Annotated in this window: 17 protein-coding genes; 12 read left to right on the top strand and 5 right to left on the bottom strand. The window is 69.4% G+C overall.

Annotated elements, in window-relative coordinates:
• Positions 1-46 precede the first annotated feature (46 nt).
• Both ACAM51_RS21525 and ACAM51_RS21520 read right to left on the bottom strand, forming a co-directional pair.
• Entirely contained in the window at positions 47-586 is a 540-nt protein-coding gene (locus ACAM51_RS21525; RefSeq protein ID WP_218293709.1) for an acyloxyacyl hydrolase, read from the bottom strand.
• Between the two features lie 377 nt (positions 587-963).
• A complete protein-coding gene (locus ACAM51_RS21520) occupies positions 964-1605 on the bottom strand; it encodes an NAD(P)-dependent oxidoreductase (RefSeq protein ID WP_218341705.1) in 642 nt (213 codons plus the stop codon).
• A 120-nt stretch (positions 1606-1725) separates the two neighbouring features.
• Between ACAM51_RS21520 and ACAM51_RS21515 the strand changes: the two genes are divergently transcribed.
• The 7 genes from ACAM51_RS21515 to ACAM51_RS21485 all read left to right on the top strand — a co-directional run bounded on the left by ACAM51_RS21515 (position 1726) and on the right by ACAM51_RS21485 (position 7356).
• The gene (locus ACAM51_RS21515) at positions 1726-2628 is read left to right on the top strand and encodes a LysR family transcriptional regulator (protein ID WP_369641814.1); all 903 of its coding nucleotides are present in this window, start codon (positions 1726-1728) and stop codon (positions 2626-2628) included.
• Positions 2629-2929: 301 nt separating this feature from the next.
• Entirely contained in the window at positions 2930-3334 is a 405-nt protein-coding gene (locus ACAM51_RS21510) for a hypothetical protein (RefSeq protein ID WP_369641813.1), read from the top strand.
• Between the two features lie 26 nt (positions 3335-3360).
• Positions 3361-4227: a LysR family transcriptional regulator gene (locus ACAM51_RS21505; RefSeq protein WP_218293703.1), complete on the top strand. Its 867-nt coding sequence runs from the start codon at positions 3361-3363 to the stop codon at positions 4225-4227.
• Between the two features lie 73 nt (positions 4228-4300).
• Entirely contained in the window at positions 4301-4606 is a 306-nt protein-coding gene (locus ACAM51_RS21500; RefSeq protein WP_369641812.1) for an antibiotic biosynthesis monooxygenase, read from the top strand.
• Positions 4607-4760: 154 nt separating this feature from the next.
• Positions 4761-5720, top strand: coding sequence for a chemotaxis protein (locus ACAM51_RS21495; protein WP_218293700.1), 960 nt, complete (start codon positions 4761-4763; stop codon positions 5718-5720).
• Between the two features lie 326 nt (positions 5721-6046).
• Positions 6047-6583, top strand: a complete 537-nt coding sequence (locus ACAM51_RS21490) for a hypothetical protein (protein ID WP_255594515.1) — start codon at positions 6047-6049, stop codon at positions 6581-6583.
• Positions 6584-6636: 53 nt separating this feature from the next.
• On the top strand, positions 6637-7356 hold the full coding sequence (locus tag ACAM51_RS21485; protein ID WP_369643866.1) for a DUF4124 domain-containing protein: 720 nt from the start codon (positions 6637-6639) through the stop codon (positions 7354-7356).
• Positions 7357-7376: 20 nt separating this feature from the next.
• On the opposite strand, the gene ACAM51_RS21480 is transcribed toward ACAM51_RS21485, so the two are convergent.
• Positions 7377-8336 carry an SDR family oxidoreductase gene (locus ACAM51_RS21480; RefSeq protein WP_369641811.1) on the bottom strand — a complete coding sequence of 320 codons (960 nt, stop codon included), beginning with the start codon at positions 8334-8336 and terminating at the stop codon, positions 7377-7379.
• A gap of 101 nt (positions 8337-8437) precedes the next feature.
• Between ACAM51_RS21480 and ACAM51_RS21475 the strand changes: the two genes are divergently transcribed.
• From ACAM51_RS21475 to ACAM51_RS21460, 4 genes are all read left to right on the top strand, one after another.
• Positions 8438-9502, top strand: a complete 1065-nt coding sequence (locus ACAM51_RS21475) for a CDP-6-deoxy-delta-3,4-glucoseen reductase (RefSeq protein WP_369641810.1) — start codon at positions 8438-8440, stop codon at positions 9500-9502.
• 121 nt (positions 9503-9623) lie between these two features.
• Positions 9624-11744 carry an ATP-binding protein gene (locus ACAM51_RS21470; RefSeq protein WP_369641809.1) on the top strand — a complete coding sequence of 707 codons (2121 nt, stop codon included), beginning with the start codon at positions 9624-9626 and terminating at the stop codon, positions 11742-11744.
• Positions 11741-12424, top strand: coding sequence for a response regulator transcription factor (locus tag ACAM51_RS21465; RefSeq protein ID WP_369641808.1), 684 nt, complete (start codon positions 11741-11743; stop codon positions 12422-12424). Before ACAM51_RS21470 ends, ACAM51_RS21465 begins: the two co-directional genes overlap by 4 nt.
• Positions 12425-12482: 58 nt before the next feature.
• A complete protein-coding gene (locus ACAM51_RS21460; protein ID WP_369641807.1) occupies positions 12483-13460 on the top strand; it encodes a Bug family tripartite tricarboxylate transporter substrate binding protein in 978 nt (325 codons plus the stop codon).
• Between the two features lie 180 nt (positions 13461-13640).
• On the opposite strand, the gene ACAM51_RS21455 is transcribed toward ACAM51_RS21460, so the two are convergent.
• On the bottom strand, positions 13641-14642 hold the full coding sequence (locus ACAM51_RS21455) for a GlxA family transcriptional regulator (RefSeq protein WP_369641806.1): 1002 nt from the start codon (positions 14640-14642) through the stop codon (positions 13641-13643).
• A gap of 122 nt (positions 14643-14764) precedes the next feature.
• Here ACAM51_RS21455 and ACAM51_RS21450 point away from each other — a divergent pair, with 122 nt between their 5' ends.
• Entirely contained in the window at positions 14765-15403 is a 639-nt protein-coding gene (locus tag ACAM51_RS21450) for a cysteine hydrolase family protein (RefSeq protein ID WP_369641805.1), read from the top strand.
• A 111-nt stretch (positions 15404-15514) separates the two neighbouring features.
• Here the strand turns inward: ACAM51_RS21450 and folK are convergent, their stop codons facing one another.
• Positions 15515-16045 (bottom strand): 2-amino-4-hydroxy-6-hydroxymethyldihydropteridine diphosphokinase, encoded by a 531-nt coding sequence (folK, locus tag ACAM51_RS21445; protein ID WP_369641804.1) that lies wholly within the window; start codon positions 16043-16045, stop codon positions 15515-15517.
• Between the last annotated feature and the right edge of the window lie 53 nt (positions 16046-16098).

Raw genomic sequence — 16098 nt, 5'->3', positions numbered from 1 at the left:
GCTATGAATTGAGGAGCGTCGACACCGCCTGCACCAGGGCACCGGCTCAAAATGCCAGTCCATAGCGCACCTGGACAAAATCTTCTCCGGGATTGGGCTTGCGGATGCCGCCGTTGGAGACATGGCGCACCATCAGCATCAGCTCATGCTGGCGGCGCGCGCCAAAGTTGAAGCCGATCCCCTGGTGGTCGGTGAAATTGAAGCGTGTGCTGAAGGCCTTGTGCCGCATCGCGTAGTGCCCGTCCAGCACCGAAACGCCGATGCCGCCTTCCATGAACCACGCCGAACGCCCGCCATCGAAGCGCAGCCGCAGCGTGGGCACCAGGGCCAGCTGCGTCCAGTGCCTGCGATCGGACGCCGCCGAGCCCGCAGGGACGCGCCAGTGGGCGATGTGGGCGTCCCAGTGCCCCGTCAATTCGCCGCCCAGGAAGGAACGGCGCCATTCCCATGGCAACTGCACCCCCACCGACACCAGGCCCACATCGCTCGCGGCGCGTGCGCCGTCGATGAACATGCGCCGGGGTTCGGGGGCGGTCTGCAGCGCCGCATCCTGGGCACCCGCCGCCGTGGCGAGTGCCCCCAACACTCCCAGCAGTGCCAGGCTACGCGGCCAGGGAACGGGAGAGGGAGGACGTTGCGCCCTGCGGCATGCTGCGGGGGCGGGGGCGGGGGCGGGTGGCAAGGCGGTAGAGATCGAATGCACGAAGGTACTCCGACAGGCAGCAGTGGGGCGGGATAACACACCCTGCTCTGGCGCCGCACCCGGGTGGGCGGCAAGGGCAGCAGCGTGGCCGGCCGGCCTGCCTGCGCTTGCAGGCGTCGCCGGCACCACCAATCTACACATCAATCCCGCCGCCTGCAGGTGCTGCGGCCCCATGCGCCTGTAGGCGAACCGGCTGAGATGCCGTCGGCCGGGATGCAGCCCCCGCCCGCACCCCCGGTGGCCGGCCGGGATGCCCAGGCTCAGTGCGCCACCGTGAACCGCTGCTGCAGGTGCCGCGGCGTTTCCAGCTCATCGGCAATGGCCACGGCCAGATCGGCCACGCTGATGCCGCCGGGCTGGTCGCCGTTCATCAGCGGGGCTTCGGTGCCCAGGCGGTACTGGCCCGTGCGTTCGCCGGGAGCCAGCAGGATGGGAGGCGAGAGGAAGGTCCAGTCCAGGGTGCTTTCGGTGCGGATCCAGTGGAGTGCCTCGCGCGCGGCCAGGGCCCCCTGCTTCCATTCCGCCGGGAACTGGGGCGTGTCCACCAGTTGCACGCCGGGCGCCACGAACAGGCTGCCGGCGCCGCCCACCACGAGCAGGCGCCGCACACCCGCCTGCTTGGTGCCGTCGATGATGGCGCGGGTGCCCTTGAGGAATTGGTCGTGGATGTCCGGCACGGTCCAGCCGGGGTTGTAGGCGCTCACCACCGCATCGTGGCCGGCGGCGGCCTTGGCGACCTGGGCGGCATCCTGCGCGTCGGCGGCGACGACGGTCAGGCCTTCACGCGCGGGCAGCTTGCCGGGGTTGCGGGCCAGCACGGTCACGCGGTGGCCGCGCTGCAGCAGTTCATCGAGCACGGCCGAGCCGACGAAGCCGGTGGCACCAATCAGGGCGATGTTCATGGGGAGTTCCTCGGTTCAAAGTTGCGATAGGGTGAGAATATGGGCTTGTCAAAGACCGCACTAGAGGGCTAAAAATGCCTTCACTTTGAAGAACAGCTTCACGATCAAGCAAATTCACCGATGGAAGACCTCAAACGCATGGCCGTGTTCGCCGCCGTGGTGCAGCACGGCTCGATGAGCGGCGCGGCCCGCGCCCTGGGCATGAGCACCTCGGCCGTGAGCCAGCAGGTGCGCAGGCTGGAGAGCGACGGCGGCGTGACGCTGCTGCACCGCTCCACCCGCAAGCTGGCCCTCACCGAGGCGGGCCAGCGCTACCACGCGCGCTGCGCCGCCATGTGGGCCGCGGCCGAGCAGGCACGTGCCGAGCTGGCGGCGTCGCGCGATGCGCCCAGCGGCGAGCTGCGCCTTTCGGCCACCGTGGGCTTTGCCCGGCACATCGCGCCCGCGCTGGGTGAGCTGCTGGCCGCCCACCCTGCCTTGCGCCTGAGGCTGCTGGTGGACGATTCGCCCATCGACCTGATCAACGCCCGCATCGACCTGGCGGTGCGCTACGGGCGGCTGGCCGACTCCAGCTGGGCTGCCCGGCGCCTGGGCGGGATGCGGTGGTACCTGTGCGCCTCGCCCGGGTGGGTGGCCAACCATGGCGTGCCGCAGGACCCCGACGCCCTGCTGTCGCACAGCTGGCTGGGCTTTGCGCGCGGGAGCGGCGGCCTGCTGATCGATCTGCGCAGCCCCACGGGCGAACCGCGCGCGCTGCGGGTGGAGCCGCGCATCGCCAGCAACAACCAGTTGTCGATCCAGCAGATGTGCGAGGCCGGCCTGGGCCTTGCGCTCGTGGGCAGCATGGACGCACACGAGGCCTTGCAGACCGGGCAGCTGGTGCGGCTGCTGCCCGACTGGTCCTTCGGCACGCTCGACATCTGGGCCGTCACGCCCCAGCGCGACGCACAGCCCGCCAAGGTGCGCCAGGCCATCGCGGCGCTGCACGGCTATCTGAGCCAGGTGCCGGGCGTCACGGATTGAGGGGCGGCCCTCGGGGCCGCCTTTGGACCCGTTCCCTGTCCTGCGGCGTGGGAGGAGGGAAAAGAAAAAAGAAAAAGAAGACGCGGCGGCCTGGCCGCGCTGGTTTCACCGGCCCTGGCCGGCGCGCAGCACGGTGGCGGATGGCAGTGGCGTGAACGCAGCGCCCGGCATCCTTCCATCCATCATTTTTTTATCGCATCGCCCCACAAATTCCATCGTTGTGCGTGCCGCGCGGGCTGCCTACAGTCGCCTTCCGGTACCTGCTTCCACGACCTTTCTTCAACCCGACCGGAGAACGCACATGACGACCAACCCCACCACCCACTTCCCCATCGACCGCGTACTGGCCGCGTTTGAAAAGGGTGACGTGCCCACATTGCTGGACAGCATCTCCGACGACGTGGATTTCCGCATCGACCACTACCGCGACGAGGCGGACACCAGCTGGCAGGTCGCCCGCCACAAGGCCGACGTGCTGGCCGTGGTGCAGCGCCTGGGCACCGAGGTCTTTCCGCAGGGCACGAAGATCGTGCACACCCACAGCCAGCCCCTGGGCGACGACTGGGTGATCACGAAATTCCACCAGCGCTTCTTTTATGCGGTACAACAGCGCGAAGTGGAATCGCTGACCTGGATCGTGAGCCACTCGCGCAACGGCCAGCTCGACTACTTCCGCGAAACCGTCACCACCATCACCCCGACCTGACCGCGGCCCTCCGTGGCCCCCGCACCATGCTGTTTGACCTGCGCGCCCTGGGCTACTTCGTGGCGGCCTACGAAGAACGCTCCGTGACCACGGCCGCGCGCCGCTGCTTCGTGGCGCAGCCCTCGATCAGCATGGCCATCAAGGGGCTGGAGGATGCGCTCGACACCGTGCTGTTCGAGCGCAGCCGCCAGGGCCTGGCGCCCACGCCCGCCGCCCACCGCCTGTACCCGCGCGCCTGCAGCCTGCTGGCGCAGTCGAGCGCCATGGTGCGCGACTTCCGCGATGCGCCGCGCGAAACGCTGGGCGTGTTCCTGCAGGACGACCTGATGGTGGGCCCGGCCGCGCCGCTGTTCGCGCAGATTGGCGAGCTCATGCCCAACGCCCTGGTGCGGCTCACGGCCAGCGCGCAGGAGGCGCGCCTGCGCCTGGTGGCCGAGCATTGCAAGCCGTCTGGCGACACCTTCATGTCCTTGTGGCGCGAGCCCTATGTGATGCTCCTGCCCGAACAGCACCCGCTGCGTTTCAAGAAGAAATTCGGCCTGGCCGACCTGCAGGGCGTTCCGCTCATCGAATGGCCGTACTGCCCCTTGCACCAGTCGTTCATCCGCCTGCTGGCCGAGCGCGGGATCGCGCTGGAGGTGCAGGCCAGCGCCGCGCGCGAAGAGCTGTTGCTGCACATGGTGGACAGCGGCCTGGGCGTGGCCGTGGTGCCGCAGTCCTACGCGGCCCACGCACGCCATTCGGTCGTGCGGCCCCTGGACGGTCCGCTGGCTTTCTCGCGCCATCTGGGCCTGGCCTGCGACGCATCGGACGCGCCCCTGCTCGCGCTGCTGGGCCGCCTCGCCTCCAGCCTCAAGACGCCACCGGACCTTTCCCGCAGCAGCGCGGCCTGAAGTGGAGCCCGCCGCTTGCACGGCAGGCAAGGTGCGGTACAAAGGGGGTTGTCCCCAGCCCACACCTGCCACCATGGTCCTTGAAATCGCCCACCTCACCGTCCGCGCCGGCCAGAATGCCGCGTTCGAGCAAGCCTTTGCCCAGGCGCAGCGGATCATCGCCTCGATGCCCGGCTACCTGTCGCACGAACTGGCCCATTGCGTGGAACGCCCGCAGGACTACGCATTGCTGGTGCGCTGGGCCACGCTCGAGGACCACGAAATCGGCTTTCGCCAGTCGGCGCCCTACCAGGAATGGAAACGGCTGCTGCACCATTTCTACGACCCGTTCCCCACGGTGGTGCATTTCACCCCGGTGGCGCTGCCGCCCTCGGCATGACCCGCGCCGCCAGCGTGTGACGGCGCCGCGACGCCTGGATGCTGCAGCGCACTATTCGGGTATTGCCTGAACATTTAGCGCACTGCACATGCCGTTCTGATCCTAGAATTTGTAAACGCGCGTTTCTTCTTCTTTTCTGCGCGAAGGACCCATCATGAAAGCAGTGCAGCAGGACATCGACGAGCGGACCAACCTCACCAGCACCAACAAGTTCGAACTGCTGCTGTTTCGTCTGGGCACCGACAGTGCCCTGGGCAAATCCGAACTGTTCGGCATCAACGTGTTCAAGATCCGCGAGATCGTGGCCATGCCCAGCATCACGCCGATCGCGGGCACCACGCCGCATTCGCTGGGGGTCGTGAACCTGCGCGGCCAGGTGATTCCGGTGCTGGACCTGCCTTCCATCGTGGGCTGCAAGCCCCAGACGGGACTGAACATCATGCTGGTGACCGAATACGCGCGCACCACGCAGGCTTTTGCGGTGGAGTCGGTGGAAGACATCGTGCGGCTGGACTGGAAGCAGGTGCTTTCCGCCGAAACCAGCGGCGCCGCCGGCAAGCTGGTGACCAGCATTGCCCGCCTGGATGGCAACACCGACGAATCCCGCCTGGCCCAGGTGCTGGACGTGGAAGCCATCCTCCAGATGGTGTCGCCTTCGGACGGCCACGAGGTCACCGAAGAGAAGGTCGGCGCCAAGCTCAAGCTCAAGCCCGGCACCATCATCCTGGCGGCCGACGATTCGTTCGTGGCGCGCTCGCTCATCGAGCAGGAACTCAAGGTGCTGCATGCGCCCTATGAAATGGTGAAATCCGGCAAGGAAGCCTGGGACCGGCTCAACGCCATCGCCAGGAGCGCCGAAGCCGAGGGCAAGAGCGTGCTGGACCGCGTGGCCATGGTGCTGACCGACCTCGAAATGCCGGAAATGGACGGTTTCACCCTCACGCGCAACATCAAGCAGGATGCGCGCTTCCACGGGCTGCCGGTGGTCATCCACTCCTCGCTGTCCGGCTCGGCCAACGAAGACCACGTGCGCAGCGTCGGCGCCGACGGCTATGTCGCCAAGTTCGTCGCGGAAGATCTGGCGGAAACCATCCGCCGGGTGCTGCCCAAATAAACGGGAAGCAGGCCAGCTTCCCGCGTGCCCTTCGCCACGGCGTACACGCCGCGCATAAAAAGGGCGGATCGCGCATTGCCAGCCACGCGCTTTCGCTATCAATTTTGATTTCAGAAGCCGGTGCGCCAAGGCACCAGCCCGGTACGGCATGGGATTTCGTCCTACCCGTTGCATCGGCATGCAGGTCAACCAAATGGGCCCCCCGGGCGCTACAGTGGGAGGCATTGAAAACGCCACTCCGAAACTTGTAACACCCCGCCGGGGTGCTTTTCGGGGGCTTTACGTACAGCGCGGAACGCCCACGCCCTGTAGGGGGTCTGAACAGCATGACATACACACTCGCCCGCATCATTTCTGCCACGGTCCTGGGCGCCGTGGTGACGGGTTGCGCCACCGTGCCGGGCGACCCCTATTACGAACCGACGCCGTACAGGGTCTACGAGCAGCCGGGGTACATCTACAACACCCCGTCGGTGTACTCCAGCCCACCCCCCGTCTACCCTGCGTATTCGGCCCCGCCCTCCGTCATCTACTACGGCGGACGTGATCGCGACGACCGCTGGGAACGCGACCGCAACCGCAACGACTGGCGCGAGCGCGAGCGTGACAGAGAACGGGCCGAGCGCGACCGCGTAGCCCGGGAGCGTGAACGCGACCGCCGCGACCAGCAGGCGCGCGAGGCCGATCGCCGCAACCGGGACCGGGAGCAGGCCTTGCGAGACCAGGCGGAACGCGACCGCCGCGCCGCGGAAGACCGCCGCAACCGTGAAGCCCGCCCTGGCCGCATGGCGCCAGACAGCTACACGCCGCACCCACTCGACTGGCGTTCACGCCAGCAGTCGAACAGCCCCGAAAAACCCTGAACGCGGCGCCGTCCCGCGCCGTCGTTCCCCCTGCCTGGCAGCCGACCGTGACGATCCGCCCCTGCCTCTTCATTCTCTGCCTGGGTGCCGCCGTGCTTGCCACGGGCGCCAGCGCCCAGGTGGTTCGCTGCACCGATGCCCGCACGGGACAGGTGACCTATACCGACGGCGCATGCACCGGTGGCGCCACCGCGCGCGAGGTCGAAGCGCGGAAAACCCCCGAGGAGATCCAGCAGGAACGGGAGCTGGCAGCGCAAGCACTGGAGCGCAAGCAACAGCGGCTGCAGGCAGAGGCCACCGCGGCGGAAACCGATGCCCGCCGCAACGCCGAACGCGACCGTGCCGCACAGGCCGCGGCGGCCACGCCCCAACCCCAGGACTACGCCCGATCCCCCGAATGCGCGCGCTCGCGGCGCAACCTGGATATGGTGGCTGCGGGCCTGGCCCGCTCGACCTATGAACAGGAGTTGCGCCTGGAGGCCGCGCAGCGGCAAGTGGACCTGGATTGCCTGGGTCCACAAGGGTATGCGGAAGTCGAAAAAGCGCGTGCCCACCAGCCCCGGGTGGTGGTCGTGCCGCCATCGCGGCATCGCCCCCTTTTTCCTGACCCCTTCCCGCAGACAGGCACACCGCAACCTCCACCTCGCCTGACGCAATGCGGTGACTTTCGCTGCACCGACAACCAGGGCAATACCTATCCCCGCGCCGGTCCCGGGCGGTTCCCCGGTCCCGGCGGTGTGTGCCGCTCCAATGGAGGCCAGGCGCCCTGCTGAACCCGGCGGACGCGCCCGCCCTAAGGCGACGGGCGCGCCGCCCGCAACCCCTCGGCCACGGTCGGGTAGCGCAGCTTCACACCCAGCTCCCGCAGCATGCGCTGGTTGTCCAGCCGCCGCGATTCGCGCATGAAGCTCAGCAGCATCAGCGACAGCTGCTCCTGCGCGGCACTGCGGCGCACGCGCGGGGGACGCGGCAGGCCGTACAGGTCGGCCGCCAGGTCGAAGTAGTCGCCCATCCTCAGTTCCGTGGCATCGCTCACGTTGTAGACGCGTTGCGGCCGCGCACGCCACAGCGCGGCCAGGCAGATGCGCGCCAAGTCGTCGGCGTGGATGTGGTTGGTGAACACATCGTCCTCGCGCTCCAGTACCGGCGTGCCTCGGCGCAGGCGCGCTTCGGGCGTGCCACCGTCCCGGTCGGGGGCGTAGATGCCCGGAATGCGAAGCACGCTGGCCCGCCCCCCCCCGCGGCCCAGATGCCGCACCGCCCGCTCGGCATTCACGCGCCGCTGCGCGCGCGGCGTGGCGGGGGCCACGGGCCGTGTCTCGGACACCATCGCCCCCTGGCAGTCGCCATACACGCCGCTCGTGGAGGCGTAGACGAGGGAGGCGGGCAGGCTGCGCAGGCGCAGCGCGCGCGCCAGGGCCACCGTGCGCGGATCGCGCCACCAGCCATCCCCTCCGGCGCCTTCGCCGGGTGGCGGGGCCAGGTGCAGCACGCGCGTGGCCAGGCCCGACAGGCGGCGCAGCGTGGCCACATCGTCCAGATTTCCGCACAGGGGGCGGATGCCCAGGGCGCGCAGCGCCGGCTTGCGCTCGGGGCTGGAGGTGAGCGCCAGCACCTGGACGCGCCCGGCGCCCGGGCCGCCCTGGAGCTGGCGCGCCACGCGCTGGCCCACGTCACCACACCCCACGATCAGCAGGCGTTCGCGGCGAAAGCGCGCCGGCAAGGCGCCAAGGGGGTTTTGGTTTGAAGGCAAAATCGGGTCCGTTTGTAAAGAACCAGCCGGCATCTCCTGGCAGGGGCCCACGGCGGCACCAACCGGTTCTTGAAGATCTACGTCCCGAGGATACCCACAAGATGACCAGCGCCGAGGCTGTGAGCACCGCAGCATTCCAGATCACCGTGCAGCCCAGCGGCCGCGCTTTCCAGGCCAACGCTGGCGAGGCCATCCTGGCCGCCGCCATCCGCAGCGGCGTCGGCCTGCCCTATGGCTGCAAGGACGGCGCCTGCGGTTCGTGCAAGTGCAGGAAGCTCAGCGGCACCGTGCACCATGGCGAGCACCAGTCCAAGGCGCTCACGGCCGACGAAGAGGCCGCCGGCCTCGTGCTGACCTGCTGCGCCCAGCCCCTGACGGACGTGGTGCTCGAATCGCGCCAGGTCACCGACGAAAGCGCCTACCCCGTCAAGAAGATGCCCGTGCGGGTGGCCACCCTCGAAAAGAAATCGCACGACGTGATGCGGGTGCGCCTGCAGCTGCCGGCGGCGGACACCTTCCGCTACCACGCGGGCCAGTACATCGAATTCATCCTGCGCGACGGAGCACGCCGGGCGTATTCGATGGCCAATGCACCCCACACGCAGGCCGAGGCACCCGGCGTGGAGCTGCACATCCGCCACATGGCGGGCGGCAAGTTCACCGACCACGTGTTCGGCGCGATGAAGGAAAAGGAGATCCTGCGCGTGGAAGGCCCGTTCGGCAGTTTCTTCCTGCGCGAGGACTCGGACAAGCCCATCGTGCTGCTGGCCTCGGGCACGGGCTTTGCCCCCATCAAGGCGCTCATCGAGCACATGCAGTTCAAGGCCATCACACGCCCCACGGTGCTCTACTGGGGCGGCCGCCGCCCCGGCGACCTGTACATGCACGACTGGGTGCTGGCCCGGGCGGCCGACATGCCCCACCTGACCTACGTGCCCGTCGTCTCCGACGCCTTGCCGGAGGACGGCTGGACCGGTCGCACCGGGTTTGTGCACCAGGCCGTGATGGACGACCACGCCGATCTGTCGGGCCACCAGGTGTACGCCTGCGGCGCCCCCATCGTGGTCGATTCCGCCCGCGTGGCCTACAGCGCGCAGCGGGGCCTGCCAGCGGAAGAGTTCTATGCGGACTCCTTCACCTCCGAGGCGGACAAGCACGGCGGATGAGCGGGAGGGTGTGGGTTTGCCGCCCGCGCCACCACCGGCCACAGCCACACCCGTGACAGCACCGTTGCCTCCCCCCAGGCCCCTGGGACGCCTGCGCGATGGGCTGCGCGGAGCCGGCCCCATGGCCGCCGTGTTCGGCCTGGCCGTGCTGCTGATCCTGGGCGCCGGCGAATGGGCCACCCGCAACGAGCTGGAAACCCAATGGGACAACCTGCGCCGCTCCAGCGAGGTCCAGGCCCTGGCCCTGCGCGGCGTGGCCACGCGCTACAGCTACCTGCCCTTCACGGCGGCGCAGCAACCCCTGGTCGCGGACCTGCTGCGCCATCCCGCATCGCAGAGCGTGCGGGAGGCGGCCAACGCGTACCTCCAGGCCGTCAATGCGCACGCCGGCTCCGACACGCTGTACCTCATGGACGACAAGGGCCTCACGCTGGCCTCCAGCAACTGGGACACGCCCAGCAGCTTCGTCGACCAGAACTACAGCAACCGTCCCTACTTCCGCGACGCACTGCACGGGCAGGCGGGGCGCTTCTACGGCGTGGGCAAGACCACGGGCGAGCCCGGGCTGTTCGCCTCGGCCCCCGTGCAGCGCGATGGCAAGGTGATCGGCGTGGTGGCCGTGAAGGTGCGCATGCAGCCCATCGTGGACACCTGGGCGCAACTGCTCGACCCGGTGTTCGTCACGGATGAGCGCGGCATTCTGTTTCTGGGCTCCGTGTCGTCCTGGCTCTACAAGACCAGCAAGCCCCTGCCCGTCGAGGCCGTGCGGCAGGTGCAGCACGATGAGCAGTACGGCGCGCAGTGGCAGCCCGCGCCGGTGCCCTGGAAGCTCCTGCAGCGCCCGGACCAGCCGGGTGCCGAGCTTCGGCTGCCCGGCAGCGGCAAGCACTATCTCGCCTTCGCGGAACACCTGCCCGACCTGGGCTGGACCCTCACCCTCACGGCCGACAGCAAGGTGGTGGCCCTGGCGCGCCAGCAGGCCTGGGCGCTGGCCAGCCTCGCGTCGGGCCTGCTGGTGCTGGGCGCGCTCTACTGGCAGCTGCGCGAGCGGCGCCTGCAGGAGAACCGCCAGGCCCGCATCGAACTCGAACAGCGCGTGCACGAGCGCACCCACGCGCTGCAGCAGGCGCAGGCCTTTCGCCAGTCCATGGAAGACTCCCTGCTCGTCGGCATGCGTGCGCGCGACCTGCAGGGCCGCATCGTGTACGTGAACGCCGCCATGTGCGACATGGTGGGCTACGCCGCCTCCGAACTCATCGGCTGCTTGCCCCCCTACCCCTACTGGCATCCCGACGACCTCGACCGCCACTGGAACGACAGCGACACCTCGCTGGCGGGCAAGGCCACGCCCCAGGGCAACGAGAACCGGCTGCGGCACCGCAACGGCTCGGACGTCTACACCATGTTCTACACGGCGCGGCTCATCGACGGCGATGGCCGGCACATCGGCTGGATGAGCTCGGTGGTGGACATCACTGCCCAGAAGCGCGCCGAGGAACAGCAGCAGCAGCGCGAGGCGCAGCTGCAGCGCGTGCAGCGCGTGATCACCGTGGGCGAGATGGCCTCCACCCTCGCGCACGAGCTCAACCAGCCGCTGGCGGCCCTGGTCAACTACGCGGCCGCGGCGCGCGCGCTCGCCGCGCAGGGCCGGACCGAACTGCTCAACGAAAGCCTCGCCGCGCTGTCCACCCAGGCGCTGCGCGCGGCCGACATCGTGGGGCGCATCCGCCGCTGGGTGCGCCAGCATCCCGAGGCCCGCGAACCCTGCGACCTCAATGCCGCCGTGGACCAGTCCCTGGGCCTGCTGCTGCGCGCCGAGGCACGGCGGCATGGGGTGGCGGTGCGCTTGGACCTCGCGCCCGAACCGTTGCGGGTGCGCGCCGACCGCGTGCTCCTGGAGCAGGTGGTCCTGAACCTCGGCCTCAACGCGCTGCAGGCCATGCAGGTGCACGCCACGCCCCCGATGGACCACGAACTGCTGCTGCGCACCCGGGCCGATGCCGGGCACGCCTGCCTCGAAGTGCAGGACCGGGGCCCTGGCCTGCCCCCCGAGATCGCCGAGCGCCTGTTCGAGCCGTTCTTCACCACGCGCTCCGACGGCCTGGGGCTGGGCCTGAACATCTGCCGCTCCATCGTCGAGAGCATGGGCGGCGAACTGCTGGCGCGCAACCGCGAGGGCGGCGGCGCGGTCTTCGAGATCCGGCTTCCCCTGCACGCAACGCCGCCCGTGGCCTCCCCATGACCGATCACCCCACCGCCCCCGGCCCCACCCTTGCCCCGCTGCGCGTCTACATCGTGGACGACGACGAAGGCGTGCGCCATTCCCTCGCCGCGCTGCTGCTGGCCGGCGGCCACGCGGCCCAGTCGTTCGCAAGCGGGCCGGATTTCCTGGCTGGCGCCGACCTGGCCCGGCCCGGCTGCGTGCTGCTCGACCTGCGCATGGACGGCATGAGCGGCCTGCAGGTCTTCGAGGCCATGCGCCAGCGGGGCACGGTGCTCAAGACCGTGTTCCTCTCCGCCCACGGCGAGCTGGCCTCGGCCGTGGCGGCCGTCAAGCAAGGCGCGGTGGACTGGCTGGAAAAACCCTGCGACGAGGCCACCCTGCTGGCCGCCGTGCACCGCGCGGCCACCCTGTCGCACGGCGTGGCCGCGCGCGCGCAGCGGCACGCCCTGCTGCGGGAGCGCTGGAACGCGCTGAGCCCGCGCCAGCAGGAGGTGGCGCGCCTGCTGGCCACCGGCATCAGCAGCAAGGAAGCGGCCCGTGCGCTGGCCCAGCGCGACCCCGGGCGCCCCATCGACCCGCGCACCGTGGACACGCACCGCTCGGCCATCTTCCTGAAACTGGACATCCGCTCGTCGCACGAGCTGGGCATGCTGGTGGAGGACCTGGGCCTTTCGGAAAACCCCTCCCGCACGCCCTGAACACCCCGCTTCAAGGTTTTCGTAAGCCTTCTTACGATTTTTTTGCACAATGGCACCCATGAACCGCAGAAACATCCTCCTCGCCAGCGCCGCTATCGCAGCGGCTTTCTCCTCCCACACCGCGCTCGCGCAGGACTCGGGCCAGCCCATCCGGCTGATCGTGCCGTATGCGGCCGGCGGCCCCATCGACGTGACCGCCCGGGCCCTGGCCGAGCGCGTGCGCGACTCGCTGGGCACGGTGATCATCGACAACAAGGGCGGCGCGGGCGGCAACATCGGCGCCGACGCCATCGCCAAGGCGGCGCCCGACGGCCTGACCATCGGCATCTCGGCCACCGCCACGCATGCGGTCAACCCGTGGCTCTATTCCAAGATGCCCTACGACGCCGCCAAGGACTTCGCGGGCATCACGCAGATGGTGCGCGTGCCCAACGTGCTGGTCATCAACGCGGCCAAGGCCGAGCAGCTCAAGATCCACACCGTGGCCGACCTGATCGCCTACGCCAAGGCCAACCCGGCCAAGCTGAACTACGGCAGCGGCGGCAACGGCAGCGCGGGCCACCTGGCGGGCGAAATGTTCAAGCAGCGCGCCGGCATCTTCGCGCTGCACATTCCCTACCGGGGCGCCAACCCTGCGCAGCTGGCGCTGCTGGCGGGCGAGGTGGACTTCAACATCGACAACCTGGCGGCCGCCGCACCCAACATCCGCGCGGGCAAGCTCAAGGCGCTGGCCGTGACCTCGCTGGACGCATCGGCCTCGCTGCCGGGCGTGCCGCCCCTGTCTGCTACTTTCAAGGGCTTTTCCATCGACACCTGGTGGGGCCTCGTAGCGCCCGCGGCCACGCCCAAGCCCATCATCGACAAGCTGAACAAGGCTTTCGTGGCGGCCCTGAACGCGCCGGAGACCAAGACCCGCTTCGGCGCCCTGCTCGCCGAACCCGTGGCCACCACGCCCGCGCAGTTCGACAGCTTCATGGCCGCCGAGCGCGCCAAGTACCAGCAGGTGGTGAAGGCCTCGGGCGCGAAGGTGGATTGACCTCCTGAGCGGCTGCGCCCGGTGGACGGGCGAGGCCGGATCCACGGGTGCTACTCGCTTGCGCGGCGCCGCCAATGCCACAGGGTGCGGGATTCGCGCCCTGTGACCATTGGATTCGAATGAAAACAGCCTCTATCGCTTATCCATCAAGCGCAAGAAGCTATTAAATAAATAGCAAATCTATGCACTGCGGCGAAACTGCCGCCGGTAGGCCGAGGGCGCAATGCCTACCCCGGCGGAGAAGTGCTGCCGCAGCGAGACGGCCGAGCCGAAGCCCGCCTCGATGGCCACGGCTTCGATGGACTGGTCCCCGCCCTCCAGCAGGCGCTGCGCCAGCGCGACGCGCTGGTTCTGCAGCCACTGGCCCACCGTCGTGCCGGTGACCTGGCGAAAGCGCCGCGTGAAGGTGCGCGGGCTCATCACCGCGCGCTCGGCCAGGGCCTCCAGGGTGTGGGTTTCGTGCAGGTGCTCGCCCAGCCACTGCAGCAGCGGCGCCAGGCGGTCGCCCCGCACCGACAGCGCCACGGGCTGCTGGATGTACTGCGCCTGCCCGCCCTGGCGGTGGGGCGCCACCACCATGCGGCGCGCGGCACGGTTGGCGGCCTCGGCGCCGTGCTGCTGGCGCAGCAGGTGCAGGCAGCAGTCGATGCCCGCCGCCGTGCCGGCCGAGGTGAGCACCAGCCCGTCCTCCACGTACAGCACCTCGGGCTTGAGCTGCACGCGCGGATAGCGCTGGGCGAACTGGGCCGCCAGCGCCCAGTGCGTGGTGGCGGTGCGGCCATCCAGCAGCCCCGCCTCGGCCAGCACAAAAGCGCCCAGGCACAGGCCCACGATGCGCGCACCCCGGCGGTGCGCGGCCCGCAGCGCGGCCAGCAATGCCGGGGGCACGGGCGCCAGATCGTCGCGCCAGGAAGGCACGACGATGGTCTGTGCACGCCGCAGCACCTTGAGGCCATGGCCCACCTCGATGCCGAACCCGGCGGAGGTGCGCAGCGGGCCCGGCGCCATGCCACACACCACCAATTTGTAGCGGTTGATGCCCTCGGCCGTGCGGTCCTCGCCAAACACGAGGCAGGGCACCGAGAGGTGGAAGGGGCTGATGCCGTCGAAGGCCACCACCGCCACGGTGTCCGGGGCAGAGGAGGAAACCAGGCGGATGGAGGATTGGGCAGGATGGGGCACGATGGCCCGATTCTATCGATGAGTGTCAATCAAGCCACTTTCAAGGACGGGCGGCCACGCGAACAATCACTCCACTCCTTCCCCGCAACCCACTTCTTTCACCCCATCAAAGGACTGTGACCATGACCTCCTCTTCCACCACCGCTCCGCGCCGCGCCCTGATCGTCATCGACGTGCAGAACGAGTATTTCGCGGGCGGCAACCTGCCCATCGAATACCCGCCCGTGGCCGACACGCTGCCCAACATCGCCCGCGCGATGGATGCCGCCCACGCGGCCGGTGTGCCGGTGGTCGTGGTGCAGCACACCGCCCCGTCCGGTGCGCCCGTGTTCGACAAGGCCACCGAGCGCTGGCAGCTGCACCCCGAAGTGGCGCGCCGCCCTGCCGACCACCACATCGAAAAAGGCATGGCGAGCGCCTTCACGAACACCGGCCTGGCCGAGTGGCTGACCGGGCGTGGCATCGACACCCTGGCCGTGGTGGGCTACATGACGCACAACTGCGATGCCAGCACCATCTACGAGGCATCGCACCGGGGGCTGGCCGTGGAGTTCCTGAGCGACGCGAGCGGCGCCCTGCCGTATGCCAATGCGGCAGGCAGCGCCAGCGCCGAGGAAATCCACCGTGTGTTCAGCGTGGTGTTCCACAGCAACTTTGCCGCCGCCGCTTCGACCCGCGACTGGGTGGCGGCCGTGCAGGCAGGCCAGGCCTTGCCCAAGGACAACGTGTTTGCCTCGAACCAGCGCGCCAGGCAGGGGTGAGCCCCTGAGGCGCCCCTGCGCCTGCCCACGCGTGCGGCCCACATCCGGGGCGTGGCAGCGCGGGGCCCGTGCCACGCCAGCTACCGCTTTGCGGAAAGCGGAGCGGAAAGGCTACACGGCCTCGCACCATGCGGCCGGCAGCCGCTCGATGTGCTGGTCCTGTACCGCCGCCAGCCATGCGGGGTGGACGTGCTCTGGCGCGATCTCGGCCAGGGGCAGCAGCACGAAGGCCCGCTCACGCAGGCGCGGGTGGGGCACGGTGAGTGCGAGGGTGTCGAGCACCTGCCCGCCAAAGAGCAGGATGTCCAGGTCCAGCGTGCGGGGCGCGTTGCGGTAGGGGCGCTCGCGGCCGGCCGCGGCCTCGATGGCCTGAAGCGCGGCCAGCAAGCCGTGGGGTGTCAGCGCGGTCTGCACGGCCACCACGGCGTTGTGATAGTCCGGGCCGACGGCATCCACGGGTGCGCTGCGGTACAGCGCCGACCACCGCAGGACCCGGGTGGCCGGCAAGGCGGCAATGGCCTGCACGGCGGCGCGCAGCGCGGCAGGGGCGTCGCCCAGGTTCGCGCCCAGGCCGATGTAGGCCGTGCTGCCGGTGCTTGCCAGGGGTGGCGGGCGAGCGGCCGTGGGCTGGATCGGTGTCATCGGTTCTTCCGGTGGCCCTTCATGGGCACCAGGGCCTGCGCGGTGCCGGGGCG

Origin of the sequence: Acidovorax sp. A79 (genome assembly GCF_041154505.1) — a bacterium.
GTDB lineage: Bacteria > Pseudomonadota > Gammaproteobacteria > Burkholderiales > Burkholderiaceae_C > Acidovorax.
Note: the sequence above shows the minus strand (reverse complement) of the source record. Positions and strands in the feature narration are given on the sequence as shown.

Excerpts from the sequence above, each read along its gene's own strand:
- folK (WP_369641804.1), bottom strand. The coding sequence starts at position 16,045 with ATGACACCGATCCAGCCCACGGCCGCTCGCCCGCCACCCCTGGCAAGC.
- ACAM51_RS21460 (WP_369641807.1), top strand. The coding sequence starts at position 12,483 with ATGAACCGCAGAAACATCCTCCTCGCCAGCGCCGCTATCGCAGCGGCT.
- ACAM51_RS21500 (WP_369641812.1), top strand. The coding sequence starts at position 4,301 with ATGGTCCTTGAAATCGCCCACCTCACCGTCCGCGCCGGCCAGAATGCC.
- ACAM51_RS21450 (WP_369641805.1), top strand. The coding sequence starts at position 14,765 with ATGACCTCCTCTTCCACCACCGCTCCGCGCCGCGCCCTGATCGTCATC.
- ACAM51_RS21520 (WP_218341705.1), bottom strand. The coding sequence starts at position 1,605 with ATGAACATCGCCCTGATTGGTGCCACCGGCTTCGTCGGCTCGGCCGTG.
- ACAM51_RS21475 (WP_369641810.1), top strand. The coding sequence starts at position 8,438 with ATGACCAGCGCCGAGGCTGTGAGCACCGCAGCATTCCAGATCACCGTG.
- ACAM51_RS21495 (WP_218293700.1), top strand. The coding sequence starts at position 4,761 with ATGAAAGCAGTGCAGCAGGACATCGACGAGCGGACCAACCTCACCAGC.
- ACAM51_RS21510 (WP_369641813.1), top strand. The coding sequence starts at position 2,930 with ATGACGACCAACCCCACCACCCACTTCCCCATCGACCGCGTACTGGCC.
- ACAM51_RS21465 (WP_369641808.1), top strand. The coding sequence starts at position 11,741 with ATGACCGATCACCCCACCGCCCCCGGCCCCACCCTTGCCCCGCTGCGC.
- ACAM51_RS21515 (WP_369641814.1), top strand. The coding sequence starts at position 1,726 with ATGGAAGACCTCAAACGCATGGCCGTGTTCGCCGCCGTGGTGCAGCAC.
- ACAM51_RS21490 (WP_255594515.1), top strand. The coding sequence starts at position 6,047 with ATGACATACACACTCGCCCGCATCATTTCTGCCACGGTCCTGGGCGCC.
- ACAM51_RS21470 (WP_369641809.1), top strand. The coding sequence starts at position 9,624 with ATGGCCGCCGTGTTCGGCCTGGCCGTGCTGCTGATCCTGGGCGCCGGC.
- ACAM51_RS21505 (WP_218293703.1), top strand. The coding sequence starts at position 3,361 with ATGCTGTTTGACCTGCGCGCCCTGGGCTACTTCGTGGCGGCCTACGAA.